The sequence below is a fragment of the Roseateles sp. GW835-FHT13E02 genome (assembly GCF_058794035.1).
Genome location: NZ_JBXAGJ010000008.1, coordinates 198,207 through 223,981 on the forward strand (window position 1 = coordinate 198,207; position 25,775 = coordinate 223,981).

The 25,775-nt window shown below is 62.9% G+C and carries 23 protein-coding genes; 16 read left to right on the forward strand and 7 right to left on the reverse strand.

What is annotated here, in order from left to right:
- Positions 1-21: 21 nt before the first annotated feature.
- The 3 genes from AC1Q6P_RS10270 to AC1Q6P_RS10280 form a co-directional block, all read right to left on the reverse strand.
- Positions 22-387: a response regulator gene (locus AC1Q6P_RS10270; RefSeq protein WP_102766202.1), complete on the reverse strand. Its 366-nt coding sequence runs from the start codon at positions 385-387 to the stop codon at positions 22-24.
- Positions 388-438: 51 nt separating this feature from the next.
- On the reverse strand, positions 439-1,173 hold the full coding sequence (locus tag AC1Q6P_RS10275; protein WP_492663794.1) for a hypothetical protein: 735 nt from the start codon (positions 1,171-1,173) through the stop codon (positions 439-441).
- A 320-nt stretch (positions 1,174-1,493) separates the two neighbouring features.
- Positions 1,494-1,976 carry an outer membrane lipoprotein gene (locus AC1Q6P_RS10280; RefSeq protein WP_102766204.1) on the reverse strand — a complete coding sequence of 161 codons (483 nt, stop codon included), beginning with the start codon at positions 1,974-1,976 and terminating at the stop codon, positions 1,494-1,496.
- Positions 1,977-2,387: 411 nt separating this feature from the next.
- Here AC1Q6P_RS10280 and imuA point away from each other — a divergent pair, with 411 nt between their 5' ends.
- From imuA to AC1Q6P_RS10295, 3 genes are read left to right on the forward strand one after another with little or no spacing between them, the layout of a single operon-like run.
- Positions 2,388-3,116, forward strand: coding sequence for a translesion DNA synthesis-associated protein ImuA (gene imuA, locus AC1Q6P_RS10285; protein WP_171827646.1), 729 nt, complete (start codon positions 2,388-2,390; stop codon positions 3,114-3,116).
- Complete coding sequence (locus AC1Q6P_RS10290; protein WP_223696745.1) at positions 3,091-4,365, forward strand: Y-family DNA polymerase; 1,275 nt, start codon at positions 3,091-3,093, stop codon at positions 4,363-4,365. The genes imuA and AC1Q6P_RS10290 overlap by 26 nt, the downstream gene beginning before the upstream one ends.
- Before the next feature lie 9 nt (positions 4,366-4,374).
- Positions 4,375-7,491, forward strand: a complete 3,117-nt coding sequence (locus AC1Q6P_RS10295; protein WP_271010367.1) for an error-prone DNA polymerase — start codon at positions 4,375-4,377, stop codon at positions 7,489-7,491.
- A 98-nt stretch (positions 7,492-7,589) separates the two neighbouring features.
- Here the strand turns inward: AC1Q6P_RS10295 and AC1Q6P_RS10300 are convergent, their stop codons facing one another.
- Positions 7,590-8,159 carry an HNH endonuclease gene (locus tag AC1Q6P_RS10300; protein WP_271010366.1) on the reverse strand — a complete coding sequence of 190 codons (570 nt, stop codon included), beginning with the start codon at positions 8,157-8,159 and terminating at the stop codon, positions 7,590-7,592.
- Positions 8,160-8,545: 386 nt separating this feature from the next.
- Between AC1Q6P_RS10300 and AC1Q6P_RS10305 the strand changes: the two genes are divergently transcribed.
- The 8 genes from AC1Q6P_RS10305 to AC1Q6P_RS10340 all read left to right on the forward strand — a co-directional run bounded on the left by AC1Q6P_RS10305 (position 8,546) and on the right by AC1Q6P_RS10340 (position 17,402).
- Positions 8,546-9,295 carry a TetR/AcrR family transcriptional regulator gene (locus AC1Q6P_RS10305; protein WP_102766205.1) on the forward strand — a complete coding sequence of 250 codons (750 nt, stop codon included), beginning with the start codon at positions 8,546-8,548 and terminating at the stop codon, positions 9,293-9,295.
- Between the two features lie 41 nt (positions 9,296-9,336).
- A complete protein-coding gene (locus AC1Q6P_RS10310) occupies positions 9,337-11,127 on the forward strand; it encodes an acyl-CoA dehydrogenase C-terminal domain-containing protein (protein WP_171827643.1) in 1,791 nt (596 codons plus the stop codon).
- A 72-nt stretch (positions 11,128-11,199) separates the two neighbouring features.
- Entirely contained in the window at positions 11,200-11,634 is a 435-nt protein-coding gene (locus AC1Q6P_RS10315; RefSeq protein WP_492663795.1) for a DUF2147 domain-containing protein, read from the forward strand.
- A gap of 132 nt (positions 11,635-11,766) precedes the next feature.
- Positions 11,767-14,163, forward strand: a complete 2,397-nt coding sequence (locus tag AC1Q6P_RS10320) for a 3-hydroxyacyl-CoA dehydrogenase/enoyl-CoA hydratase family protein (RefSeq protein ID WP_492663796.1) — start codon at positions 11,767-11,769, stop codon at positions 14,161-14,163.
- 136 nt (positions 14,164-14,299) lie between these two features.
- Entirely contained in the window at positions 14,300-14,800 is a 501-nt protein-coding gene (locus AC1Q6P_RS10325; protein WP_492663797.1) for a DUF4442 domain-containing protein, read from the forward strand.
- Positions 14,801-14,817: 17 nt separating this feature from the next.
- Positions 14,818-16,032 (forward strand): acetyl-CoA C-acyltransferase, encoded by a 1,215-nt coding sequence (locus AC1Q6P_RS10330; protein ID WP_171827639.1) that lies wholly within the window; start codon positions 14,818-14,820, stop codon positions 16,030-16,032.
- Complete coding sequence (locus AC1Q6P_RS10335) at positions 16,032-16,577, forward strand: DUF1569 domain-containing protein (protein ID WP_492663798.1); 546 nt, start codon at positions 16,032-16,034, stop codon at positions 16,575-16,577. The genes AC1Q6P_RS10330 and AC1Q6P_RS10335 overlap by 1 nt, the downstream gene beginning before the upstream one ends.
- Before the next feature lie 60 nt (positions 16,578-16,637).
- Positions 16,638-17,402 (forward strand): enoyl-CoA hydratase, encoded by a 765-nt coding sequence (locus tag AC1Q6P_RS10340; protein WP_102766211.1) that lies wholly within the window; start codon positions 16,638-16,640, stop codon positions 17,400-17,402.
- 17 nt (positions 17,403-17,419) lie between these two features.
- Here the strand turns inward: AC1Q6P_RS10340 and AC1Q6P_RS10345 are convergent, their stop codons facing one another.
- A complete protein-coding gene (locus AC1Q6P_RS10345) occupies positions 17,420-18,562 on the reverse strand; it encodes an NAD(P)/FAD-dependent oxidoreductase (RefSeq protein ID WP_492663799.1) in 1,143 nt (380 codons plus the stop codon).
- 25 nt (positions 18,563-18,587) lie between these two features.
- Positions 18,588-19,028, reverse strand: coding sequence for an acyl-CoA thioesterase (locus tag AC1Q6P_RS10350; RefSeq protein ID WP_492663800.1), 441 nt, complete (start codon positions 19,026-19,028; stop codon positions 18,588-18,590).
- Between the two features lie 210 nt (positions 19,029-19,238).
- Here AC1Q6P_RS10350 and AC1Q6P_RS10355 point away from each other — a divergent pair, with 210 nt between their 5' ends.
- Positions 19,239-21,062: an ABCB family ABC transporter ATP-binding protein/permease gene (locus AC1Q6P_RS10355; RefSeq protein ID WP_492663801.1), complete on the forward strand. Its 1,824-nt coding sequence runs from the start codon at positions 19,239-19,241 to the stop codon at positions 21,060-21,062.
- Between the two features lie 105 nt (positions 21,063-21,167).
- On the opposite strand, the gene AC1Q6P_RS10360 is transcribed toward AC1Q6P_RS10355, so the two are convergent.
- Positions 21,168-21,887, reverse strand: a complete 720-nt coding sequence (locus AC1Q6P_RS10360) for a PEP-CTERM sorting domain-containing protein (RefSeq protein ID WP_492663802.1) — start codon at positions 21,885-21,887, stop codon at positions 21,168-21,170.
- Between the two features lie 242 nt (positions 21,888-22,129).
- Between AC1Q6P_RS10360 and AC1Q6P_RS10365 the strand changes: the two genes are divergently transcribed.
- The 4 genes from AC1Q6P_RS10365 to AC1Q6P_RS10380 all read left to right on the forward strand — a co-directional run bounded on the left by AC1Q6P_RS10365 (position 22,130) and on the right by AC1Q6P_RS10380 (position 25,726).
- Entirely contained in the window at positions 22,130-23,056 is a 927-nt protein-coding gene (locus AC1Q6P_RS10365) for a LysR family transcriptional regulator (RefSeq protein ID WP_102766594.1), read from the forward strand.
- Between the two features lie 246 nt (positions 23,057-23,302).
- On the forward strand, positions 23,303-24,205 hold the full coding sequence (locus tag AC1Q6P_RS10370) for an amino acid ABC transporter substrate-binding protein (RefSeq protein WP_492663803.1): 903 nt from the start codon (positions 23,303-23,305) through the stop codon (positions 24,203-24,205).
- Between the two features lie 169 nt (positions 24,206-24,374).
- Positions 24,375-25,064: an amino acid ABC transporter permease gene (locus AC1Q6P_RS10375; RefSeq protein ID WP_171827785.1), complete on the forward strand. Its 690-nt coding sequence runs from the start codon at positions 24,375-24,377 to the stop codon at positions 25,062-25,064.
- Complete coding sequence (locus tag AC1Q6P_RS10380; protein ID WP_171827631.1) at positions 25,061-25,726, forward strand: amino acid ABC transporter permease; 666 nt, start codon at positions 25,061-25,063, stop codon at positions 25,724-25,726. The genes AC1Q6P_RS10375 and AC1Q6P_RS10380 overlap by 4 nt, the downstream gene beginning before the upstream one ends.
- The last annotated feature ends 49 nt before the right edge of the window (positions 25,727-25,775 follow it).

A 25,775-nucleotide genomic window follows, 5' to 3' on the forward strand; every position in this document is an offset into this window, starting at 1 on the left:
TTCTGTGCAGCGGCAGCGCGCTCAAACACACAGTCGGTTGACGGCGTCCACCAGTTGCGAGGGTTGGAAGGGCTTGGTGATCCATGCCTTGGCGCCGGCGGCGCGGCCCTCTGCCTTCTTTTCTTCTTGTGACTCGGTGGTCAGCATGATGACCGGAGTGAACTTGTATGCCGCCAAGGTTTTGACATGCTTGAGAAAACTCAGGCCATCCATGTTCGGCATGTTGACGTCGCATACGATCAGATTGATCTTGGCCCCATCGAGCTTGCCGATGGCATCTTTCCCATCGACTGCTTCGATAACGCTGTAGCCCGCTTTTTGCAGCGCCAGCTTGACCACAGTGCGGAAGCTGCCCGAATCATCGACGACCAGAATTGTTTTGCTCATGTGTGCCTCTTTGTGGAAGGTTTGGACCGGTTGAAGAAAGGGAGATGGACCCTAAAAGAAGTCGACCTTGCTTGGCTGTGGCGTGTGCGCTTGGTCGTGATGGATGAAACGTTGCTCATCGGTGGTGTAGCGGACTTCTAGTGCGGCCAGCCAAGCATTGGCATCGGCTGGCGCAGCCTGTGCCATGTGGGGCAGCTGACGGGCAAATCGTTCCGTGTCTTGGCGCAGCACATCCACCATTTGCGACACACGGTCGCCAAACTGCAGTCGCTCCAGAACCTTGTCGTATTCGATCCGGGTCTGGGCGCTGATGAGTGAGAGCTGGTCTAGATGCTGACGGGTGTGGGCGTTATGGTCGTTCTGCGCAGACAGGGCTTGCAGTTGACTCGCCCATTGGTCTTGCAGCTCCAGCATGCTGGAAAAGCTGCTCAGCAGTTCGGACGTCGCAGACTGCACGCTGCTTTGGATGATCGTCAGCTGGCGGCTCCATACCGGCAACACGGTTGCGGCCATCAATGACGTCCCTTCTGCGAGCGGGGGAGCAGCGGGCGTGGATGGATTCGCCTCGTCAGCGTTGAGTGGGTCGGCCGTAGAAGGGATGGGCCACCAAAGCACGCAGGCGCCGAGCGCGCAGGCCACCAGGCCTAGCCATTGCTGCTGCACGACCAAAGCGGCGGCAAGGCCGCAAAACACCAGCAAAAGAAGCAGCTTCGAAGGCTGCTCTGCCGGCCTCAGGCGTTTCGTTCTAGGACGATTGCCCAAGTCACCCCCCGTTCGACGACTCATTCACAGCCTTTCTGAGTTCTGCCGTATGGGCGTGAACTTCAAGATGCGACTTCAGCGATGCGTGAGTGCTAGTTTTCGCATGCCTTGCGCATGGGAAAACAGAGATAAGCGGCTAATTTAGCAAGTTAGCGCGGGGAATGGTGGAGCTTTATGGCGCTTTGTGAGGTCGATCGGGGATGGTCGGCCTTGTGTTCGCCGAATTCGATCATGGGTTGTGGCGCTGAGGCGCCAAGCCGCCTAGGGAGGGGCAGGTAGTAGGGCGCGAGCAATTTCAAGGCGCACCGCGTGCCATCCGCGGCAGACGGTGCGCCGATTCAGGGTCAATTCGTGGTGTCGACGCGCACGGCAGGGGCGCGGGTCACGCGGGTCTTGCCGCCGGTGGTGGTCAGGATCACGGCTTCGCCCGGGTTCAGGTTCTCATTGCCCTTGGCCTGGACGATGGAGCGGCGCTCGCCGTTGCGCAGCTGCACCAACACTTCGATCGCTTCTTCGCGGGTGGCGCTGCGCTCGATGGCATTGCCGATCACCGCGCCGGCCACGGCCCCCAGCACGCCAACGATCTGGCCTTCGCGGCGGCCGCCCACCGAAGAGCCGGCCACGGCACCGACCACGCCGCCGGTGACGGCGCCGGCACCGCTTTGCGAGCCGTCCACGGTGACGCTGCGCACGCTCAGCACGGTGGCGTCCTGCACCACGGCCATGCGCTGGGCTTCATTGCGTTGAATCACATCGGGACTGGTGGTGGAGCAGGCGCTCAGAGTGGCAAGGGCCACGAGGCTGGCGGTGATGAGGGTCTTGTTCATGGGGTGTTTCTCCTAGACGCAGCACAAGGCGTGCTGCTGCAACGAGATCCATTGTGCAGCCGTTGACTGCGCCCCATGTTGCTGGATTGTGCGGCCGTGCGGGTATCGGGCCGTGCACCTTGCGGTGCAGCTTGGCTGTGGGCGAATCAAGCATGACGGCCCTTGTTGTGGATGAGGGGGGCTTTCGGGCACCGCAATGGGGGCGTGAATCTAGGCACGGGCGACTCTGCTTTGTGCCATGAGTTTTTCAAAAATTGAGTGTGATGGGTGAGATGATCAATATACTGTATAAAAATACAGTACCAAAAAGGTTCTCACACCATCATGCGTTCTCTACCATCCGTCGAGGCAGGGCCACCCACCCCTTCCTTCGCATTCGATTGCCGGCCGCCACTCCCGGCTTTCCGCGCCTTGCCGTCGAAGGTGGAAGCGGCGGTTTGGCGTGGCGATCAGCTGGGCCAAACTGCGGAGCTCACCCTGTCTACAGGGTTCGCGGCCCTGGATGCCGAGCTTCCAGGGCATGGTTGGCCCTGCCGCGGCTTGACTGAGGTCTTGATCAATCGGGCTGCCTTGCTGGAGTGGCGTCTGGCATCTGCTGCGCTGCGCGCTGTGAGTGAAAGAGGGCGTGATATTGCCGTCATCGGCCCTCCGTACCGTCCGCACCCTCCTGGCTTGTGTTGCGATGGCATCGATTCGAATCGGTTGCTTTGGGTGGATGTTGAAAAGCCTCATGAACGCCTGTGGGCAACGGAGCAAGCTATCAAGAGCAATGCTTGCGGAGCGGTCTTGACTTGGCTGCCGCAGGTGCGTGCCGAGCAAGTTCGGCGCTTGCAGGTGTTGGCCTCGGGGTGTGATGCACCTGTTTTCGTGTTTCGCCCGGCCCTTGTGGCGGGCGAGTCTTCAGCGGCGCCGCTTCGTTTGCAGGTTCGTGTGTCGGAGGACTGGGAACTCTGTGTACGAATTTTCAAACGTCGCGGTCCGAGTTTCGATGCCGAACTGCGCTTGATGTCTGTTCCTGGCGGTCTCATGGACATCATGACCCAGCGCTTGCGTTATCCAAGCCGTCTTACCTTGCGAGTGCCTGATGTTGTGGTGCGTACTTCGACGACCGGATTTGAGCGCGACGTCGTCCCCCATTGACGCATCTCTTCAAGCGCTGGCTTTTTGGGCTTTGCAGTTCACGCCCAGAGTCAGCTTGGTCGAGGAGGCTGTGGCAATGGAGGTGGAGGCCAGTACGAGGCTGTTCAAAGGGCGGCGCGCCTTGCGTGACCGTGTTCTTGCGGAGTGTGCAGGGTTTGGTGTGAAGGCTTTGGCATGGGGGCCCAACAGTCTGGCCGCATTGGCCTTTGCTCGCGCTGGCGTCGAGAACGGATTGAAGCGTGATCTTGAAGCCATGTTGGATCCATTGCCGATGCATGTTCTGAGCGCCGTGCGACCGCATTTGCCTGTGCTGATGCGCATTGGGGCTCGCTCTCTGGGGGATGTGCGCCGCTTGCCTCGAGCAGGCATCAGTCGACGCTTTGACAAGGAGTTGCTTGGGGCGCTGGATCAGATCTACGGTCGGCAGCCCGAGGCTCACGCCTGGGTTCAATTGCCGGAGCGTTTTCAAACCAAGTTGGAGCTGCCGTTTCGGGTCGAGCATGCGTCAGCGCTTTTGGTCGGCGCTCGTCAACTCTTGCTTCAGCTCGGGGGGTGGTTGAGCGCGCGTCACGCGGGCGTGCTTGCTTTCACATTGAAGTGGGGGCACGACAGCATGCGCGCCAAAGACGCAGGCGCAGGGGGGAGTCTGGTCGTTCGCACCGCGGTGGCGACGCGAGACATCGAGCATTTGTTTCGCTTGCTTGCAGAGAACCTGGCCCAAGTGAAATTGCTGGCTCCCGTTGGTGACTTGGAATTGCAAGCCACCGAAGTTGAGCCCTTATTGGAGCGCAGTGCGTCCTTGTTGCCCGATGTGGTTTTGGCGCGAGAGAGTGTGTCGATGTTGCAAGAACGACTGGCTGCAAGGTTGGGGGCCGAACGTGTTTGTCGCCCGGTGCTTGGTGACGACAATCGTTTGGAATGGTCCTGCACTTGGCAGCCTGCGGCTGAGCCTTTGCCGCGCAGGAAAGCTCAGCCGTCACGCTACCCTGCGCCCTCTTTCATTTTGGAGCAACCGCTGAAATTGGCGGTTCGAAATGGGCGGCCGGAGTATCAGGGCGCGCTCAAGCTGCTTGCGGGCCCCCATGCTGTCGAAGATGGGTGGTGGCATCGTGACGAGGTTGCACAGCACATGTGCAATGTGGTGCGCGACTATTGGCTCGCTTGGAGTGAGCAGGCTGGCTTGTTGTGGATTTTTCAGACGCGCCTTTCTGATGATGCCGCTTGGTGGCTTCATGGTTTTTTTTCATGAGGCCGTGCAATGGACGAAGGCTTGCAGATTGCGTATGCCGAACTGCGTTGCATCAGCAATTTTTCTTTCCTGACCGGGGCAAGTCGACCCTGTGAGCTGGTTGAGCGTGCTGCTGCTCTGGGTTACACGGCAATTGCGCTGACGGACTATTGCAGTTTGGCAGGGGTGGTTCGCGCTCATGTGGCCGCGAAAGAGGCGGGTATCAAACTTCTCATTGGCAGTCAGTTTCAAGTCGAAGGTGCGACGCCGTTCGTGTTGGTGGTGCTGGCTTGCAATCTGCAAGGCTACGGAAACCTTTGCGAATTCATCACCGGGCTTCGTTGCGAAGCGACCAAGGGCAGCTATCGCTTGCTGCAAGAAGCCATCATTCCGTCACAGCTTGAGGATTGCGTGCTTATCGCTGTCCCAGCACGCCACAGTTCTCAAACCCATTGCAACGAAATTGCCCGCTGGTTGCTGAAGAACTTCATGGGGCGTGTCTGGTTGGGTGTCGAGCAACTGAAGCTCCTGGATGACGAGATCGTGATGGAGCGACTGTCGCAAGCCAGCGAGCTGACGGCGATCCCCCTCGTGGCCACGGGTGATGTGCAGATGCATGTGCGCTCCCGCAAACCGCTCTTGGATGTCATGACAGCCATTCGTTTGCGAAAGCCCTTGACAGATTGCGGGACGGAGTTGGCAGGGAATGCGGAGCGCCGTTTGCGCTCTCGCTTGAGCTTGGCCAATCGCTACGCAGGACAACCGGGTTTGCTGCGCGAATCGCTCAAGATCGCTGCGCGTTGCAATTTTTCACTCGATGAGCTCCGCTACGAATATCCCGCCGAACTGGTTCCGGAGGGGGAATCAGCGAGCTGCTATTTGCGCCGTCTGGCCTACGAGGGGGCCATTCGACGATGGCCCAGCGGTACTCCGGCGAAGGTGCGAGCTCAGATCGAGCACGAATTGAATCTCATTGGCGAGCTTGGCTATGAGCATTACTTCCTCACCGTGTACGACATCGTGGCCTTTGCGCGCAGTCGACGCATTCTCTGCCAAGGACGTGGGAGTGCCGCGAACAGCGCCGTTTGCTACTGCTTAGGAATCACCGAGGTCGATCCCGCGCGTGCCGTGGTTCTGGTCGAGCGATTCATCAGTCGTGAACGCAAAGAGCCTCCTGACATTGATGTTGATTTCGAGCATGAGCGGCGAGAAGAGGTGATTCAGTATCTCTATCGAAAGTATGGGCGTACACGAGCTGCACTGACGGCGGCGGTGGCGACCTATCGCACTCGTGGTGCCATACAAGATGTAGGTAAAGCGCTGGGCTTTTCGCTCGAACAGGTCAGGGTGATGGCGCGTACTTGTCAATGGTTCGACGGGCAAGGGTTGGATGCCCAGCGTTTGGCAGAGGTGGGAGTGGATGCCAATTCCCTGGCGATACAGCAACTGATCAAACTGAGTGCTCAGCTCATAGGCATGCCTCGCCACTTAAGCCAGCACACGGGCGGTTTTGTGCTGACGCGAGGTCCGCTCAGCCGCATTGTTCCCATCGAGAACGCGTCGATGAAGAATCGCACCGTCATCGAGTGGGACAAGGATGACATCGATGCCTTGGGCTTGCTCAAGGTCGATGTGCTGGCCCTGGGCATGCTCACGGCCATTCGAAAGACGCTGGATCTGATTGGCGCGCGACAGGGTCTTGCGATGGAGATGCAGGATATTCCGGCGGAAGATCCCGCCACGTACGACATGATTTGCAAGGCTGATACGGTGGGGGTCTTCCAGATTGAATCACGTGCCCAGCGTCAGATGCTCCCTCGCTTGCAGCCGCGTTGCTTCTATGACCTCGTCGTCGAGGTGGCCTTGGTACGCCCCGGCCCTATTCAAGGGGGTGCTGTTCATCCCTATCTCAATCGTCGCCAAGGCAAAGCGCCAATCACCTACCCCAGTGAAGCCTTGAGGGAGGCCTTGGGACGCACTTTGGGCGTCCCTGTCTTTCAGGAGCAGTGCATGCAAATCGCGGTGCTGGCGGCTGGCTTCAGCCCTGATGAAGCCGATGGCTTGCGGCGAGCGATGGCGGCCTGGAAGCGCAAAGGGGGGCTGGGAAAGTATGAGGGGCGGCTCATTGGTGGGCTGCTCGCAAATGGCTACACCCTCGAGTTCGCGCAAGGGATCATCGAGCAAGTGAAGGGCTTCAGTTCCTACGGATTTCCGGAGTCGCATGCTGCATCGTTTGCTCTGTTGGTTTATGCCAGTTGCTGGTTGAAGTGCCGACATCCAGCCGAGTTTCTCTGCGCCATGCTGAACTCGCAGCCTTTGGGGTTCTATACCCCGCGCCAATTGGTTCGTGACGCAGTCGCGCATGGCGTCCAAGTCAGGCCCGTGGATGTGCTGGTGAGCTTTGGCGACTGCTCCCTGGAGGAGATTGAGGGGGCTGATCGGCCTGCGGTGCGGCTCGGCTTGCGGTTCGTGGCAGGGCTGCCCGGGGACGCTATCGAACGAATTGTTGCGGCGCGAGCTCTCGCGCCTTTCGTCAACACCGAAGACTTGGCTCGACGAGCAGGGCTGGCTCCGCATCACATGGGCCAGCTTGCGGCTGCTGACGCGTTGATGGCTTTGTCCGGCCATCGTCGCCAACAGGTCTGGGATGCAGCGGGCTGGACCGGCGCGCCGGAGCTTTTGCAGCAGGCGTGCATTGATGAGGCCACCCTCGAACTTGAGGCAGCACCTGAAGAAGAGGAGGTGCTTTGGGATCATGCAGCGCTGGGATTGTCCCTGCGTCGCCATCCGCTGGCCTTTGTGCGTCGACGGTTGTCCGAAATGCGATTCAGCACGGCAGCGGAGCTTCACGACCTGTCTGATGGCCGGCCGGTTCGTTACGCGGGCCTTGTGACGGTGAGGCAGCAGCCGGAAACAGCCAGCGGTGTGACGTTCATGTCCCTTGAAGATGAGACCGGTGATGTGCAGCTGGTGGTTTGGCGTGATGTGCTGAAGCAGCAGCGTCAAGCCATCCTGAATGCAAAGCTGCTGGGGGTGAAAGGGCGATGGCAACGCGAGGGAGAGGTGCGAAACATCATCGTGGGTCAGGTAACAGATCTGACTTCTTTGCTGGGCAGCCTGAGTCTGTCGAGCCGTGACTTTCACTAGCGGGCTATCGAGAATTACCGCAAGCGGATCGCCAGCTGGTGCTTTGGCCGCTCATCCCGGCGCTGATGTGGCGCTAGCACGCCACACCGCCCGTGAGGTTAGTGGTGGTGTTCTCGCCAGAGGCGAGAGGTCTTGGGCAGACACTGACACAGAAAATCCATCTGATCGGCCAGGATGCGGCGGCCGCGCAGGATCATGTCTTCGTGCAGATTGGGCACATAGGGCAGGTAGAGCAGGCTCATATGGGCCTCCTCGGGCAGGCGGCTGCCTTTGCGGCCGTTGCAGCTGCGGCAGGCGGTGATGCAATTCATCCAGCTGTCCGGGCCGCCGCGCGAGCTGGGCTGGATGTGCTCGCGTGTCAGATCGTCGGGATGAAAGCGATGGCCGCAGTAGGCGCAGGTGTAGCGGTCGCGCACGAACAGCTTGTTGTTCGTCAGGGCAGGGGCCTGGCGCCAGGCACGACTCGGCACGGCGCCGCGCACGGCGATGATGGGGTGGACCTCGATGCGCGACTGCAGGCCGGTACGCCGCTGCAGACCGCCGCGCAGCACCTGGCAGGGCTGGCCCAGGGTCCAGGCAATGCCGTCGCTGGCGTAGATGACTGCGGCATCGCGCGTGGTGATCCAGGCCTGCGGCCGACCAGAGACATCCAGTTGAAGCACATCCACGGGGCTGACCTCCTGCTTGAAGCGTACTGCAAGAACGGTGCCGGACTCAAGCATGCCATGGGGGCTGACGCCTTGCTTGGGCGGCAGTCAAGGTGGGTTGTGGGCGCGGCGCGACCCGTTCATGTGTTTGTCATGGTGGTGCGCGTCCAATGCAAAGTTTGGCCTCCGGCGCGAGCAGGTGTGCCGTGTGCTCTGCGTTGAGCTGTCTCCCTCTGTCAGGCGCCGGCAGCAGGGGCTTGCTAGATGCCTGCCTCTAAAAATCCGTGACAAATCCTTGCCTGGAAGGCCGTGCTTTCTGCAAAATAGAACGACCGTTCGTTTTATTATGTCCGGCATGGTCCAGGTCGCATGACGGGGCCGTCCACCGAACCCGCAGGATTTCACCCGTGTCACTCAACCCCAGCACCCGCTCCAGCACTGGCCCGGCCGCCGAGCCCGCGGCCAAGCCTGCGCGGGTGGCGCGCTCGCTGCAAAAAGGCCAGCACACCCGGGCGGTGATTCTGGAGGCCGCCCTGGGCCTGGCCTCGCACATGGGCCTGGAGGGCCTGTCGATCGGTGCGCTGGCCGATGTGACCAAGATGAGCAAGTCGGGCGTATTCGCCCATTTCGGGTCGCGCGAAGAGTTGCAGATCGCCGTGGTGATGGAGTACCACGCCAAGTTCGAGGAAGAGGTCTTCTACACCGCCATCCGCGAGCCGCGCGGCCTGCCGCGCCTGCGCGCCCTGTTCGAGCGCTGGGTGCGCCGGGTGTCGGTGGAAATCGACTCGGGCTGCATCTACATCAGCGGTGCGGTCGAGTTTGACGACCGGCCCGGCCCGGTGCGCGATGCCCTCGTGGCCATGGTCAAGGCCTGGCATGCCGCCCTGCACAAAGCCATTGTGCTGGCGCAGCAGGAAGGGCATCTGCATGCCGACGCCGATGTCGAGCAGATCCTGTTCGAGCTGCACGGCCTGATTTTGTCTCTGCACCACGATGCCCGTTTCATGCGCAAGCCTGGTGCGCTCGACCGCGCCGGCGTGGGCTTTGAGCGAACCATCCAGTTCTACGCCACCGAGGCCGGCCTGCAGGCCGAGGCAGCGTTGAACGCCCCGAAATCCACACCTCCCAAGTCGGCGGCCAAGAGCCGCCGAAGCTGAGCCGATTCATTTCCCTTTCCGTTCGAAACCAGGAGCACACCATGCCCCAGTACAACCCGCCGCTGCGCGACATGCAGTTTGTGATGCACGAAGTGCTGAACATCGTCGACGAGCTCAAGCAGTGCCCCAAGCACGCTGACATCGATGCCGACACCATCAATGCCGTGCTGGAAGAAGGCGGCAAGTTTGCGGCCGAAGTGTTGGCGCCTCTGAATCTGAGCGGTGATGCCGAAGGTTGCGCCCTGGACAAGACCACGCACGAGGTCACGCCGCCCAAGGGCTTCAAGGAAGCCTATGCCAAGTATGTGGAAGGCGGCTGGCCGGCCCTGGGCTGCGACCCCGAGTACGGCGGTCAAGGCCTGCCTCTGGTGGTCAACCAGAGCTTCTACGAGATGATGAATTCGGCCAACCAGGCCTGGACCATGTATCCGGGCCTGAGCCATGGCGCCTACGAGTGCCTGCATGCCCACGGCACGCCCGAGCAGCAAGCCACCTACCTGCCCAAGCTGACCAGCGGCGAGTGGACCGGCACCATGTGCCTGACCGAACCCCATTGCGGTACTGACCTGGGCATGCTGCGCACCAAGGCTGTGCCGCAAGCCGATGGCACTTACAAGATCACCGGTGCCAAGATCTTCATCTCGGCGGGTGAACACAATATGGTGGAGAACATCATCCACCTGGTGCTGGCCCGCCTGCCGGACGCACCCGAAGGCTCCAAGGGCATCTCGCTCTTCGTGGTGCCCAAGTTCCTGGTCAATGCCGATGGCAGCCTGGGTGCACGCAACGGCATCTTCTGCGCCGGCCTCGAGCACAAGATGGGCATCCATGCCAACTCGACCTGCCAGATGGTGCTGGAAGACGCGGTCGGCACCCTCGTCGGCCAGCCGAACAAGGGCCTGGCCGCCATGTTCGTGATGATGAACGCCGCCCGCCTGGGCGTGGGCAACCAGTCCCTGGGCCTGACCGAAGTGGCCTACCAGAACGCCGCCGCCTACGCCAAGGACCGCATCCAGATGCGCGCGCTGAGCGGCCCCAAGGCGCCCGAGAAGGCGGCCGACCCCATCATCGTCCACCCCGATGTGCGCAAGATGCTGCTGACCGCGCGTGCCTATGCCGAAGGCGGCCGCGCCCTGTCGACCTATGTGGCCATGACCCTGGACAAGGCCCTGAGCTCGGACGACGAAGACGAGCGCAAGGCCGCCGACGACGAAGTCGCGCTGCTGACGCCCATCATCAAGGCCTTCATCACTGACAACGGCTGGATCGCCACCTCGCACTGCATGCAGGTCTTCGGCGGCCATGGCTTCATCCACGAGTGGGGCATGGAGCAGTTCGTGCGCGACGCGCGCATCAACATGATCTACGAAGGTACCAACACCATCCAGTCGCTGGACTTGTTGGGCCGCAAGATCCTCGGCGACAACGGCGCCAAGCTGAAGAAATTCGGCAAGAAGATCGCTGCCTTCGTCGAGGAAGAGGGCACCAACGAGGCCATGCAGGAGTTCATCAACCCGCTGGCCGACCTGGGCGACAAGGTCACCAAGCTGACCACCGAGATCGGCATGAAGGCCTTCCAGAACCCCGATGAAGTGGGCGCGGCGGCGGTCGACTACCTGCGTGTGGTGGGTCACCTGACCTTCGCCTACTTCTGGGCCCGCATGGCCAAGGTGGCGCTGGAGAAGCAAGCCAGCGGCGACAAGTTCTACACCGCCAAGCTCTCGACAGCCCGCTTCTATTTTGCGAAGCTGCTGCCGGAGACGGCCACCCTGATCCGCACCGCCCGTGCCGGTCTGCAGCCGCTGATGGAAATGGACGAGGCGCTGTTCTAAGCACCCGCCGTTCAAGCTTCGCCCCAGCCCGGCCGCCAGAGCCGGGCTTTTCACACGAAACCAGGAGACGCCATGAAGAACGTGTTCGCCGCTGCCGTACTCAGCCTTGTTGCCGCAATGGCCTCGGCCCAGACCACCCCGGTGGGCCTGTGGAAGACCATCGACGACGACGGCAAGACCGAGAAGTCCCTGGTCCGCATCACCGAAAGCGGTGGCGTACTGACCGGCACGATCGAGAAGGTCTTCGATCCGGCCAAGCAGGACGCCAAGTGTGAGAAATGCGCCGACGACCGCAAGGACAAGCCGGTGCTCGGCCTGACCATCCTGCGCAACGTCAAGCAAGACGCCAGCGACAAAGAGCACTGGACCGGTGGCGAAATCCTGGACCCCAACAGCGGCAAGACCTACAAGGCGCGCCTGACACCGATTGAAGGTGGCAAGAAGATGGAGATGCGTGGTTACATCGCCTTCTTTTACCGCACCCAGGTCTGGCAACGCGTGGAATGAACTGAAGCTGTGCCGTGGCCAGCCTGGCTGCGCCGCGGGCATTGAATCCGAGCCCAGCGCCCACGATCGGCGCTGCGCCGCGAGAACAGAAAACAAACAAACAAGTCAACAAGCTCTTCCAAGGAGAAGTACGTGAGTCGATTCCAAGTTCGCAAAGTCGCCGTGCTCGGCGCTGGCGTGATGGGCGCGCAGATCGCTGCGCATCTGGTCAACGTCAAGGTGCCGGTGGTGCTGTTCGACCTGCCGGCCAAGGAAGGCCCGAAGAACGGCATCGTGTCCAAGGCCATCGACGGCCTGAAGAAGCTCAAGCCCGCACCCCTGGGCGATGTGGCCGACGCCGCGCTGATCCAGCAGGCCAATTACGAAGAGCACCTCGAGCTGCTCAAGGACTGCGACCTCATCATCGAGGCGATTGCCGAGCGCATGGACTGGAAGCTCGATCTGTACACCAAGATCGCGCCCTTCATCGCCCCGCAAGCCATCGTCGCCTCCAACACCTCGGGCTTGAGCATCACCAAGCTCAGCGAAGTGCTGCCGGAAGAAATCAAGCCGCGTTTCTGCGGCATCCATTTCTTCAACCCGCCGCGTTATATGTACCTGGTGGAGCTGATCAACACCCCGTCGACCCGTCCGGAAGTGATCGATCAGCTGGAAGGCTTCGTCACCACCGCCGTCGGCAAGGGTGTGGTGCGCGCCAATGACACGCCTAACTTCGTGGCCAACCGGGTTGGCATCGCCGGCATGATGGCCACCATGATCGAGGCCGAAAAGTTCGGTTTGTCGGTGGATCTGGTCGACGACCTGACCGGCAAGAAGCTGGGCCGCGCCTCCAGCGGCACCTTCCGCACCGCGGACGTGGTCGGCCTGGACACCATGGCCCATGTGGTCAAGACCATGCAGGACAACCTGAAGGATGATCCTTTCTTCAGCACCTACGCCACGCCCAAGGTGCTGGCCGGTCTGATCGAGAAGGGCGCCCTGGGCCAGAAGGCCGGCGCGGGCTTCTACAAAAAGGTCGGCAAGGAGATCCAGCGTCTGGACTTCGCCACGGGCGAGTACGTTGCTGGCGGCAAGAAGGCCGACGAGATCGTCGCCCGCATGCTCAAGAAGCCGGCGGCCGATCGCATCAAGCTGCTGCGTGAATCGAGCAACCCGCAGGCCCAGTTCCTCTGGTCCATCCTGCGTGACAGCTTCCACTACGTGGCTGTGCATCTGGCGACCGTGGCCGACACCGCTCGAGAAATCGACTTCGCCATGCGCTGGGGCTTCGGCTCGCAACAAGGTCCTTTCGAGCTGTGGCAAGCCGCCGGCTGGAAGCAAGTGGCCGAGTGGATCCAGGAAGACATCGCCGCCGGCAAGACCCTGGCCAGCGCGCCGCTGCCCGCTTGGGTGTTCGAAGGCCCGGTGGCCGAGAACGGTGGCGTGCACAGCGTCAACGGTTCCTGGAGCGCCGCGGAAGGTAAGTTCAAGGCCCGTGCCGAGCTGCCGGTCTACGCCCGCCAGGCTTTCCCGGAACGCCTGGTCGGCGAAGGCGCCGTCGAGCCGCTGAAGGCCGGCACCGAGCTGTTCAAGAACGAGGAAGTGCGCGTCTGGACGCTGGACAAGGAAGTCGTCATCGCCTCCATCACCGCCAAGCTGCACCTGATCAGCCCGACCGTGACCGAAGGCCTGCTCAAGGCTGTCGAGATCGCGGAAAGCGGCTACAAGGGCCTGGTGATCTGGAGCCCGGACGATGTCTTCTCGGCCGGCGCCAATCTGGAAGCGCTGATGCCGGTCTTCATGAAGTCGGGAGCCAAGGGCATCGCGCCGGAAGAGAAGAAGCTGCAGGACATGATGCTGCGCATCCGCTATGCCCAGGTGCCGGTGGTGGCCGCCATGCGTGGCCTGGCCCTGGGCGGCGGCGCCGAGCTGGCTGTGCATTGCGCACGCCGTGTCGCGCACATGGAAAGTTATGTCGGCCTGGTGGAAGTGGGCGTGGGCCTGATCCCCGGTGGCGGCGGCCTGACTTATATCGCCCGCCGTGCGGCCGAAATGGCCGCAGCCGGCAATTCCGGCGTCGACCTGTTCGCCTTCCTGAAGGACGGTTTCACCACCGCGGCCACCGCCAAGGTGGCGACCTCGGCCCTGGAAGCCAAGAAGAACGGCTTCCTGCTCGACAGCGATGTGATCGTGCCCAACAAGGACGAGCTGTTGCACGTCGCCAGCGCCCAGGTCAAGGGCTTGTTCGAGTCGGGCTACCGCCCGCCGCTCAAGGCCAAGTTCCCGGTCGCCGGTCGCTCGGGCATCGCCACCATCAAGGGCCAGCTGGCCAATATGCGTGACGGTGGCTTCATCAGCCAGCACGATTTCCATCTGGCCGCCTTGATCGCCGATGTGGTCTGTGGTGGTGCGGTGGAAGCCGGCTCTCTGGTCGACGAGGAGTACCTGATGTCGCTGGAGCGCAAGCACTTCTGCAGCCTGCTGGAGCATCCCAAGACTCAAGAACGCATCATGGGCATGCTCCAAACCGGCAAACCGGTTCGGAACTGAGGCTACTGCGCGAACCCATGGCGTCGTTGCAGCCCACGAACAATCCTCACGACCCTCAAGGTCGCTCCGGTTGTTCGCGGGCACCCGCGCCTAGCCCTGGGTCCGCTCGCTACGCCTCCCAAACACTGAAGACACGATGAGCTCCGCACCCAATCGCCTCGCACGCACCTTGGCCAAGCTCGATGCCTGGCCGGCGGCTGTGCGGCCGATGGCGCGCAATCTGGCGCTGCGGCGTGCCGTGCCTTTCACAGGCACGGCGAAGCTGGACTTTGTGTACCTGGATACGGAGGTGGCGGAGATCGCCATCGCCAACCGGCGGGCGGTGCAAAACCATATTGGCGGCGTTCATGCCGCGGCGATGGGCTTGCTGGCTGAGACGGCGACGGGCATGGTGGTCGGCATGAATGTGCGCGACGACTGCCTGCCGCTGTGCAAATCCATGCATGTGGATTTCAAGAAGCGTGCCAGCGGTGCGATGCGGGCACGCGCCACGCTGAGCGCTGCCCAGCGCGAGCTGATGGTGGCGGAGCCCAAAGGTGAAGTCACCGTGTCGGTGGTGGTGACGGATGAGGCCGGTGTGAACCCGGTTGAATGTGAATTTGTCTGGGCTTGGATACCCAAGACCCCCAAGAACTGAAAGGTTGGTTGAACATCATGGCAAAGCAAGTGCAAGAAGCGTTTATCTGCGCCGCCACCCGTTTGCCCATCGGCAAGTCGGGCCGTGGTTACTACAAGAACACCCGCCCCGACGAGATGCTGGTGCGCGCCATCCAGGCCGCGTTGGCTCAAGCCCCAGGTCTGGACCCGGCGGCGATTGAAGACGCCATCGTCGGCTGCTCCTTCCCCGAAGGCGAGCAGGGCATGAACATCGCCCGGGTTGGCGCCGTGCTGGCCGGCCTGCCCAACAGCGTCGGCGGCGTGACCGTCAACCGCTACTGCGCCTCGGGCATCACCGCCCTGCAAATGGCGGCGGACCGCATCCGTGTCGGGGAGGCCGAGGTGATGATCGCCGCCGGTGTCGAGTCCATGAGCATGGTGCCCATGGGTGGCAACAAGCCCTCGCTGTCGCCGCTGATTTTTGAGCGTGACGAGAACATCGGCATCGCCTACGGCATGGGCCTGACCGCCGAGAAGGTGGCGGCGCAATGGAAGATCAGCCGCGAAGACCAGGACGCCTTCGCCCTGGAATCGCACCGCCGCGCTCTGGCCGCCATCGAGGCCGGCCACTTCGCAGCCGAGACCACGCCATTCGAGATCATCGAGCGTCTGCCCAATCTGGCCGATGGCTCGATCAGCGAGCGCCGCCGTACCGTCAGCGTCGACGAAGGCCCGCGCAAGGACACCTCGATCGAAGGCCTGGCCAAGCTCAAGCCGGTGTTCGCCGCCAAGGGCAGCGTCACCGCCGGTAACAGCTCGCAGACCTCGGACGGCGCCGGCGCCCTGATCGTGGCTTCGGAAGCCGCCGTCAAGCGCTTTGGCCTGACGCCGCTGGCCCGCTTCGTCAGCTTCGCCGTGCGTGGCGTGCCGCCGGAAATCATGGGCATCGGCCCGATCGAGGCCATCCCCGCCGCGCTCAAGCTGGCTGGCATTAGCGCCGCCGACCTGGGCTGGATTGAGCTGAACGAAGCCTTCGCGGCCCAGTCGCTGGCCGTGCTGAACGATCTGGACAGCAAGGGCATCGTGCTGGATCGCAGCAAGGTGAACCCGAACGGCGGCGCCATCGCCCTGGGTCACCCGCTGGGCGCCACCGGCGCCATCCGCGCCGCCAGCGTGATCCACGGTCTGCGTCGCACCGGTGCCAAGTACGGCATGGTGACCATGTGCGTGGGCGCAGGTCAGGGCGCCGCCGGCATCCTCGAGCGCCTCTGATGGCTCGGCCGCACGGCGCCGCAAGGCGCCGTTTTCTGCGCGCCAGCGCGCTGCTGCTGGCGCCCACAGTCTTGGCGGGCTGCAGCGGCGAGTTGCAGTCCTTCAAGACTTGGCGTTATGCCCGTGAGGCGGTGTTGGAACTGCTGTTCGGCGAACCACGCCTGCACGGCAATGCGCAGTGGAATCTGGTGCAGATGCTGCAGCACACGGCGCAGAGCATCGAGTTTTCGGTGCGCGGCTTTCCCGAGCTCAAGCCCGCTTGGTTCCGCGCCACGGCGGGCGCCGTTGCATGGAGCTGGTTCGATGCGCGCGGCGCCATGTCGCACAGCCTGGATGAGCCGATTCCCGGCGCGGCCGCGCTGGACCCGGCGCTGGCCTTGAAGACGGCGGTGCAGCGCCTGCTCGACGCGATGGAGTCCTTCAGCAGCCACCAGGGCGCCTATGCCCCGCATTTCGCCTATGGCGAGCTGACACGGGCGCAGTACGAGCGTGCCCACCTGATGCACCTGGCCAACCATTGGCAGCAGCTCAAGCCGCCGGCCTGAGCGCGGCCGCCCGCATGAGATCCAGCCTGCACAATGGCGGGCTTGCAAGGAGAGTTTGAGATGAGCATCAAGACGGCAGTGGTCAATGGCGTGGCGACGATCGAGATCGCCCGCCCCGAAAGAAAAAATGCGCTGACCGGCGCCATGTACGAAGCCATGGCCGAGGCTCTGATCGCCGTCAACAGCGACAAGACGGTGCGTGCCGTGCTGATCCAGGGTCAGCCCAATATCTTCACCTCGGGCAATGACATCGACGACTTCATGAGCCGCCCGCCGCGCGATGAAGACGCGCCGGTGTTCCAGTTCATGCGCGCCCTGCTGGGCTGCGAGAAACCGGTGATTGCCGCCGTCAACGGCGCCGCCATCGGCATCGGCACCACCTTGCTGCTGCACTGTGATTTCGTCTTCGTGGCCGATGACGCCCGCCTGGCCATGCCGTTTGTGGGCCTGGGCCTGGTGCCCGAGTTCGGCTCCAGCCTGGTCGTGCCGCGCCTGATGGGCCATGTCAAGGCGGCCGAGAAGCTGCTGCTGGGCGACCCCTTCACCGGCCCCGATGCGGTGGAATGCGGCATTGCCAACGCGGTGCTGCCGGGCAGCGAGGTGGTGGCCCATGCCCGCCGCGTGGCCGAGCGCTTCAACACTTTGGCGCCCGGCGCCGTGCGCGAGAGCAAGCGCCTGATGCGCCGCCACAGCCAGGAGCAGCTGAACGAGGTGATCAAGGTCGAGGCCGAGATCTTTGCCGCCAAGCTGCGCTCGCCTGAGGCGATGGAGGCCTTCCAGGCTTTCTTCCAAAAGCGCGCCCCGGATTTTTCAAAGTTTGATTGAGCACCGGCCCCGCGGGCTCAGATCACATTGAGCTCGCGATAGGGCTGATTCGCCGCCAGCCGAGCGGGGCTCAAGGGCCTGAGGTCCAGAGTCTCGAAGCGGCCCGTTCGAATCCACTCGGCCAGGCCGCGGCCCACGCCTGGCGCGTGCTGCAGGCCATGGCCCGAGAAGCCGCAGGCCAGCAGCAGATTGGCGCAGCCAGGCAGGGCGCCGACCAGGCCGTTGTGGTCGAAGTCGTTCATCTCGTAGTAGCCGGCCCAGGCTCGTTCCAGGCGCAGGCTCTCGAAGCCCGGCACGCGCTGGGCCGTGGCGGGCCAGAGCGATGCTTCAAACAGATCGGCCTCCGGGTCCAGCGGCAGGCCGGGCGCGTCGTTCAGCGGCGTGCCGCCGCAGATGAACTGGTTCGGCCCCTCTGGCCGCAGCCACAGGCCAGTCGGGTCGATCAGCAGCGGGCAGGCCGGCGCGGGCTCGGGGCTGCGGAAGACGTAAACGCTGCGCCGCCTGGCGCTGATGGGCAGGTCCAGGCCCGCCGTGGCCGCCAGCGTGCCCGACCAGGCGCCGGTGGCCAGCACATAGAGGTCGGCATGCAAGACCTGACCCTTTCGGGTGCGCACACCGCTGAGCGCGCCGTGGCTGTCGCGCTGCAGCTCCACCGCTTCATCGGCCAGGTAGCGCACGCCTTGGTTCAAGGCTTGCGCACGCAAGGTCTGCAGCAAGGCCCAGCCGTCGAACCAGCCTTCACCGCTGCGGCCCCAGCTGCCCAGGTGCAGGTCCTCGCAGGCCAGCCAAGGCCAACGCTGCTTCAGTTCGGCGGGCGGCATCAGCGCGATATCGGCGCCGGCCGCGGTTTGGATGGCATGAAGGGCCCGCAGTCCATCGGCGCGCTCGGCCGTGTCGGCCAAGTAGAGGTAGCCCTGCTCACTGAGGCCGCATTCGGGATGGGCGCGCAGCCATTGCAGGCCGAACTGCGACAGGGCGATGTTCAGCGGCGTTGAGAACTGCTGGCGGATCGAGGCGGCCGACAGGGCCGATGAGGCCTGGGCGTAACTCGGGTCGCGCTCCAGCACGCGGATCTCGCCGTGCCATCCGCCTGCGGACAGATACGCCGCCACGGCGCTGCCGATGGCACCGCCGCCGAGGATCAGAACCGATGAAGCCATGGTCGGCCGGATGCGGTCCTGGTGCTCAGGCTTGCTCAGCGAAGGGGCGGGGCTTGCCTTGGTCGTCGATGGCCACATAGGTCAGATTGGCCTCGGTGACCTTGACCACCTCTGGATTCATGGGGTTGCGCTCAGCCACCACTTCGACTCGCACAGTGATGGAGGTGCGGCCGATGCGCGTGATCTGCGAGTAGAACGAGAGCAAATCACCGACCGAGACGCGCTGCTTGAAGATGAACTCGTTGACGGCCACCGTGGTGACCCGGCCGCGCGACAAACGCGCCGGCTGCACGGAGCCGGCCAGATCCACCTGGGCCATGATCCAGCCACCGAAGATATCGCCATTGGCATTGGCATCCGCTGGCATGGGCATCACGCGCAGCACCAGCTCACGCGGCAGCGCTGGGGCACCGGTGCTGGCGGATGCGGCTGGGGTGCTGTTGGTTGGGCTACTGCTGCTGCTCATGGAGTTTCCTGGTTCGAGAAGGCATGAATTGTCCGCCAATCGAATCGGCCTCGGAGGGTCAAGTCTCTGGCCACGCTGAACTGCCGTGCCTATTTGGCGACGGCTCGGCCTCTGGCGAGCAAAGCACCGAGAATCCAGCCCTGATGACACCCGATGCTGCAGAGCCGTCTCCCCTGGGGCGAGGCCTGCGCTTTTGAGCGACGACAAGCCATGCGTGATAGAACTGCTGCTTTGACAGCCCCCCCGGCTTCCGCACCCGCGGCGGCCCCCGCGCGATCGGATTGGGCCACCATCCGCAAGCTGCTGCCCTATCTGTGGCGCTACCGCTGGCGTGTGGGCCTGGCCCTGGGCTTCATGCTGGCGGCCAAGTTCAGCAATGTGGGCGTGCCGCTCTTGCTCAAGTCCTTGGTCGACAGCCTGGCGATCAAGCCCGGCTCCACGGAGAGCATGCTGGTGCTGCCCCTGGGCCTCTTGCTCGCCTACGGCGGCCTGCGCCTGTCGACCTCGCTGTTCACCGAGCTGCGCGAGCTGATCTTCGCCAAGGCCACCGAGGGCACGGCACGCAGCATCTCGCTGCAGGTGTTCCGCCATCTGCACGACCTCAGCCTGCGTTTCCATCTCGAGCGCCAGACCGGCGGCATGACCCGGGACATCGAGCGTGGCACGCGCGCCGTGCATTCGCTGATCTCGTACTCGCTCTACAGCATCGTGCCCACGCTGATCGAGGTGGCCTTGGTGCTGGGTCTGCTGGCCTTCAAGTTCGACGCATCCTTTGCCTGGATCACGCTGGGCGCCCTGGTGCTCTACATCGGCTTCACCATCACGGTGACCGAGTGGCGCACCAAGTTCCGCAAGCAGCTTAATGAGCTCGATTCGGTGGCGCACAGCAAGGCCATCGACTCGTTGCTGAACTACGAGACGGTCAAGTACTTCAACAACGAAGACTTCGAGGCGCGCCGCTACGACGAAAGCCTGGAGAAGCTGCGCCGCGCCCAGCTGAAGTCGCAGTCCACGCTGTCACTGCTGAACACCGGCCAGCAGCTGATCATCGCCAGCGCACTGGTGCTGATGCTCTGGCGTGCCACGGCCGGCGTGGTGGCGGGCACCATGAGCCTGGGCGACCTGGTCATGGTCAATGCCTTCATGATCCAGCTCTACATCCCGCTGAATTTTCTCGGCGTGATCTACCGCGAGATCAAGCAAAGCCTGACCGACCTGGACAAGATGTTTGGCCTGCTGGAGCGCGAGCGCGAGGTGGCGGACCGGCCGGGTGCCCGTGAGCTGGTGGTGCAGGGCGCTGCGGTGCGCTTCGAGGATGTGCACTTTGCCTACGAGCTGAGCCGGCCGATCTTGCAAGGCCTGAGCTTTGAGATCCCGGCGGGCAAGAAAGTGGCCGTGGTCGGCCCCAGCGGGGCGGGTAAGAGCACGCTGGCTCGGCTGCTCTATCGTTTTTACGACGTCGATTCCGGCCGCATCACCATCGATGGACAGGCGCTGTCCGAGGTGACGCAGTCGAGCCTGCGGCGTGCCATCGGCATCGTGCCGCAGGACACGGTGCTGTTCAACGACACCGTGGCTTACAACATCGCCTACGGCCGCCCCGGCGCCAGCCGCGAGCAGATCGAAGAGGCCGCGCGTGCCGCCCACATCCATGACTTCATCAGCGCCACGCCCAGGGGCTATGAAACCCTGGTGGGCGAGCGTGGGCTCAAGCTCAGCGGCGGTGAAAAACAGCGGGTGGCGATCGCCCGCACCCTGCTCAAGAATCCGCCGCTGCTGATTTTTGACGAGGCCACCTCGGCACTGGACTCGCGCAACGAGCGCGCCATCCAGGCCGAGCTGGAGGCTGCAGCGCAGAACAAGACCGTGCTGGTCATTGCACACCGCTTGTCCACCGTGGTCGATGCCCACGAGATCCTGGTGATGGAAGGGGGCCGCATCGCTGAACGTGGCTCGCACGCGGTCTTGATGGAGCAGGACGGCCTCTACGCCCGCATGTGGCGTTTGCAGCAGAGCGGCGGCGCTGAGACCTGAGCGCAGCAGGAAGATCAGCTGTTTCAGACAAAGAAAAAGTCCGCGCTAGGCGGACTTTTCCGTGGGAACGGCAGCTCAAAGTTGCCGCGGCTTTTGGCGGGTCAATCAGGCCTGTTGCTTGCGCTTGCGCGACAAAGCCAGGGCACCCAGGGCCGCCAGGCTCAAAGCGATGGAGGTCGGCTCGGGAACGTTGCTGCCCGAGGTGCGAGTCAAAGCAATGTCATCAAAATAGTAGGACGCGTTGGCGCCTGTGATCTTGATGGAATGTGCCGAGCCTGTGAAACCCAGCTGAAGCTTCGTCCAGTTGCACAAGACGCCAGAAGGGCCCGGCGTGCCATCTTCCAAAGTGCAGACGCCGGACATCGGGCCGAGCACGCCGCTCACCAATTCCTGGCCTTCGCCGTTGGCGCCGCTGAAAATTTGAACCGTGCCGCTCACGTTCGCGAGGGAGGTATACAACATCGAGAACGCGGTATCAAAACCGTCGGCGACGTTGATGTAGATCGATGGCAGACCAGAAATCGGGTCGTTCGGGGCGCGCAGCATGGCCAGCGCGCCCTTGGTGATCGAGCCGTAAACAGACGCCTCGCGGAAGAAGTTGCCCGTGGCACCACTGGCTTCGCCGTACTCGACCACGCTACCCAGGCTAAAGGCACCGTCAGAGAAGGTGATGTTCTGAGCCTGATACGGATTGACCTCAGTCTTCAGATTGTTCCGTGTCACCGGCACGGTTTCAAAGTCCAGGGTCTGCTTCACGACGCCTGCCATCGATGGAGCAGCCACAGCGATCAAGGTCGATGCCACCAGAGTCTTCAGAGCTTTCATGAGCCGGTCCCGTTGTTTCGGTCGAAAAATGGATTGCAGTTGCTAACAAACGCATTGATGGGTTGGAACGGTGGCTCTTGTCGTCGCGACCGTGGCTTCCCTTCTCCCTGGGGTGGACTGTAAACACAGTCTCCGTCCTTGGGCATGACCTGGCCCCCTCCACTTGAGGGGGCCGCGTGCCCGAAAGTTCAAGCGGCACAGGGTTTCCCAGGGGTGGCTGTGTGCCGGGCTACACTGAAAGCGTGGAAACCAAGTGGTTTGAAGATTTCGTGAGCCTGGCCGAGACGCGCAGCTTTTCGCGCTCGGCCCAGCTTCGGCATGTCACCCAGCCGGCCTTTTCGCGCCGGATCCAGGCGCTGGAAGCCTGGGCGGGGGTGGACCTGGTCGATCGCTCGTCCTACCCGACCCGGCTGACTGGCGCGGGTGAAACCCTGCTGGCGCAAGCGGTCGAGATCCTGGGGCAGCTGCAGGCCACGCGCAATATGCTGCGCAGCCATCAGTCGGCGGGCCAGGACATGATCGAGTTCGCCGTGCCGCATTCGCTGGCCTTCAGCTTTTTCCCGCATTGGCTGATGGACCTGCGCCAGCGCTTCGGAGCCCTGAAGTGCCGGCTCAATGCGCTCAATGTGCACGATGCCATGCTGCAGCTCAGCGAAGGCAATTGCGATCTGCTGATCGTCTATCACCATGCCAGCCAGCCCTTGCAGCTGGATCCGGAGCGTTACCAGATGGCCTCACTCGGCCATGAAACCCTGGCCGCTTACGCCCGCGCCGATGCCCAGGGCGAGCCCATGTTCCGCCTGCCCGGCCATCCTGGGCAGAAGATCCCTTTTCTGAGCTACGCCTCGGGGGCTTATCTCGGTCGGCTGGTCGAACTGATCGTCAAGGCCAGCACGCTGCCCCTGAACTTGGACGCGATTTACGAGACCGATATGGCAGAAGGCCTCAAGGCCATGGCGCTGGAGGGTCATGGCTTGACCTTTCTGCCCGCCAGCTCAGTCAAGAAAGAGCTGCAAGCGCAGCGTCTGGTGCAGGCGGCGCCGCCGGGGCAGTTCGAGCTGACCATGGAATTGCGCATCTATCGTGAGCGGCCCGAGCTGTGCCGTCGCAGCAAGCCGGGTGCCCAGGCCCTCTGGGATTTCCTGACGCAGCACAAGAGCCTGGCCTGAGCGCCAGGCTTGAGAGTCGGTTCCTTGCCGACCGTCCTGCGTAAAAACACGTATTTGGCGCGCGGCCTGGCCGTGGTCTGCTCTGCACATGCTGCGCCGGGCCGCACCGAGCCGCGTTTTAGGAAATTTAATACGGCCCACCCGGGCCCTTGCTTAGACTGTGCGGCTTTGTGTCGCTGACCCGGTCGGTCATTTGTGCCATCCCTTTCGCCTTCCATCCCGCCTTTGAATCTGGAGTGCATGTTCATGAACAAGAAATCTCTGCTCGCCCTCGCTTTGCTGGCCGCCGCCGGCTTGTCCCAGGCGCAAGCCCAGGACACCTTGAAGAAGATCAAGGACAGCGGCAGCGTGACCATGGGTGTGCGTGAGTCCTCGGGCGCGCTGTCCTACACCCTGGGTGACGGCAAGTATGTGGGTTACCACGTCGAGATCTGCCAGAAGGTCCTGGCCGATGTGCAAAAGGCGCTGGGTCTGGCCAAGCTGGACGTGAAGTACCAACCGGTCACCTCGCAGAACCGCATCCCTCTGGTTCAGAACGGCACCGTGGACATCGAGTGCGGCTCCACCACCAACAACGCGGCGCGTCAAAAAGACGTGGCCTTTGCGGTCACCACCTTCGTGGAAGAAGTGCGCATTGCCGTGAAGGGCAGCTCCGGCATCACCAGCATCGCCCAGCTCAACGGCAAGAATGTGGCCACCACCACCGGCACCACCTCGGTGCAACTGCTGCGCAAGCATGAGCGCGCCACCGGCGTGGATTTCAAGGAAGTGTTCGGCAAGGACCACGCCGACAGCTTCCTGCTGCTGGAGTCGGGCCGTGCCGACGCTTTCGTGATGGACGGCGCCATCCTGGCCGGCAATATCGCCAAGGCCAAGACCCCGGCTGATTTCAAGATCGTCGGTGAAGTGCTGTCGGTCGAGCCGATCGCCATCATGATCCGCAAGGACGACCCGGCCTTCAAGAAGGTCGTGGACGACAGCATCATCGCCCAGATGAAGTCCGGCGATATCGCCAAGACCTGGAGCAAGTGGTTCGAGCAGCCCATCCCGCCGACCAACACCAAGGTGGGCATGCCGGCCAACGAGAACACCAAGAACGCCTGGGCCCACCCGAACGACAAGCCGGCCGAGGACTACGCCAAGAAGTGAGCCTGAGCAAGACAGGCTGAAAAATCCAGACGGTTTCGCACTGTCTGCATGAACGAGGCCGCCGGGAAACCTCGCCCGGTGGCCTCGCTGTTTTTCTGATCGGAGAGCTGTAGTGGCGACGACATGGGATTGGCAGGTGTTCTGCAAGAACACCATTGACCAGGAAGTGATGCCGCGTTGCATGGGCAACGCAGGCGAGATCACCTATCTGGATTGGATGATGTCGGCCTGGGGCTGGACGCTGTCGGTGTCTGGCCTGGCCTTGCTTGTGGCGCTGTTCTTTGGTCTGCTGGTGGGTATCTTGCGCACCACGCCGAGCCGTGCCCTGGTGCTGATCGGCGATGCCTGGACCGAGCTGTTTCGCAATATCCCCGTGCTGGTCCAGGTCTTCCTCTGGTACTTCGTGGCGCCCGAGCTGGTGCCCGCGCTCAAGGCCGTGCCCAGCTTCCTGCTGGTGGTGCTGGGTCTGGGTTTCTTCACCTCGGCGCGGATTTCCGAGCAGGTCAAGGCCGGCATCCAGAGCCTGCCGCGTGGTCAGCGCAGTGCCGGCCTGGCCATGGGCCTGACCCTGCCGCAGACCTACCGCTATGTGCTGCTGCCGGTGGCCCTGCGCATCATCATCCCGCCCCTGACCAGCGAGGCGATGGGCATCGTCAAGAACTCGGCCGTGGCCTTTGCCGTCTCTGTGCCCGAGCTCATCATGTTCGCCCGCCAGGCCCAGGAAGAAACCTCCCGCGGCATCGAGGTCTATCTGGCCGTCACTGGCCTCTACTTCGTGTCCTCGATCGCCATCTTTGCCCTGGCCCGTGTCATTGAACTGCGTGCCCGCGTGCCCGGTATGGTGGGGAGCGCCCAATGAATCTTGATTTCAGCTTTCTCAACTGGTCCGTCATCGGCAGCTATGTGCTGCAGGGCTTTTACTTCTCGGTGCAGCTGACCTTGGTTGCCATGGTGGGCGGCATCGCCCTGGGCACGGTGCTGGCCCTGATGCGCCTGTCCGGCAAGCCCTGGTTGGCGCTGCCGGCCGCTGGCTACATCAACACCATGCGCAGCATTCCGCTGGTGATGGTGATTCTGTGGTTCTTCCTGCTGATCCCGTTTGTGATCGGCCGCCCGCTGGGTGCGGAGATCTCGGCGGTGCTGACTTTCACCTTGTTCGAGGCCGCCTACTACGCCGAGATCATGCGTGCCGGCATCCAGAGCGTGCCCAAGGGCCAGACCTACGCCGGCTACGCCATGGGCATGAGCTACGGCCAGACCATGCAGCTGGTGGTGCTGCCTCAGGCCTTCCGCAATATGCTGCCGGTGCTGCTGACCCAGACCATCATCCTGTTCCAGGACACCTCCCTGGTCTATGCCATTGGCGCCTACGACCTGCTCAAGGGTTTTGAAACGGCAGGGCGCAATTTCAACCGTCCGGTGGAAACCTATCTGGTAGCGACCTTGGTCTATTTCGCCATCTGCTTCGGCATGTCCATGCTGGTGCGCCGCCTGCAAAAGAAGATCGCCATCATCCGCTAGTCATGCAGCCCCCGGCGGTGCGTACACCGCCGCCCCCCGAGGGTGGGCT

Bases quoted from the DNA above. Each gene is read 5' to 3' on its own strand.
- AC1Q6P_RS10270 (WP_102766202.1), bottom strand. From the start codon at position 387: ATGAGCAAAACAATTCTGGTCGTCGATGATTCGGGCAGCTTCCGCACT.
- AC1Q6P_RS10275 (WP_492663794.1), bottom strand. From the start codon at position 1,173: ATGAGTCGTCGAACGGGGGGTGACTTGGGCAATCGTCCTAGAACGAAA.
- AC1Q6P_RS10280 (WP_102766204.1), bottom strand. From the start codon at position 1,976: ATGAACAAGACCCTCATCACCGCCAGCCTCGTGGCCCTTGCCACTCTG.
- AC1Q6P_RS10295 (WP_271010367.1), top strand. From the start codon at position 4,375: ATGGACGAAGGCTTGCAGATTGCGTATGCCGAACTGCGTTGCATCAGC.
- AC1Q6P_RS10310 (WP_171827643.1), top strand. From the start codon at position 9,337: ATGCCCCAGTACAACCCGCCGCTGCGCGACATGCAGTTTGTGATGCAC.
- AC1Q6P_RS10315 (WP_492663795.1), top strand. From the start codon at position 11,200: ATGAAGAACGTGTTCGCCGCTGCCGTACTCAGCCTTGTTGCCGCAATG.
- AC1Q6P_RS10325 (WP_492663797.1), top strand. From the start codon at position 14,300: ATGAGCTCCGCACCCAATCGCCTCGCACGCACCTTGGCCAAGCTCGAT.
- AC1Q6P_RS10330 (WP_171827639.1), top strand. From the start codon at position 14,818: ATGGCAAAGCAAGTGCAAGAAGCGTTTATCTGCGCCGCCACCCGTTTG.
- AC1Q6P_RS10335 (WP_492663798.1), top strand. From the start codon at position 16,032: ATGGCTCGGCCGCACGGCGCCGCAAGGCGCCGTTTTCTGCGCGCCAGC.
- AC1Q6P_RS10340 (WP_102766211.1), top strand. From the start codon at position 16,638: ATGAGCATCAAGACGGCAGTGGTCAATGGCGTGGCGACGATCGAGATC.
- AC1Q6P_RS10345 (WP_492663799.1), bottom strand. From the start codon at position 18,562: ATGGCTTCATCGGTTCTGATCCTCGGCGGCGGTGCCATCGGCAGCGCC.
- AC1Q6P_RS10350 (WP_492663800.1), bottom strand. From the start codon at position 19,028: ATGAGCAGCAGCAGTAGCCCAACCAACAGCACCCCAGCCGCATCCGCC.
- AC1Q6P_RS10355 (WP_492663801.1), top strand. From the start codon at position 19,239: ATGCGTGATAGAACTGCTGCTTTGACAGCCCCCCCGGCTTCCGCACCC.
- AC1Q6P_RS10360 (WP_492663802.1), bottom strand. From the start codon at position 21,887: ATGAAAGCTCTGAAGACTCTGGTGGCATCGACCTTGATCGCTGTGGCT.
- AC1Q6P_RS10370 (WP_492663803.1), top strand. From the start codon at position 23,303: ATGAACAAGAAATCTCTGCTCGCCCTCGCTTTGCTGGCCGCCGCCGGC.
- AC1Q6P_RS10375 (WP_171827785.1), top strand. From the start codon at position 24,375: ATGCCGCGTTGCATGGGCAACGCAGGCGAGATCACCTATCTGGATTGG.
- AC1Q6P_RS10380 (WP_171827631.1), top strand. From the start codon at position 25,061: ATGAATCTTGATTTCAGCTTTCTCAACTGGTCCGTCATCGGCAGCTAT.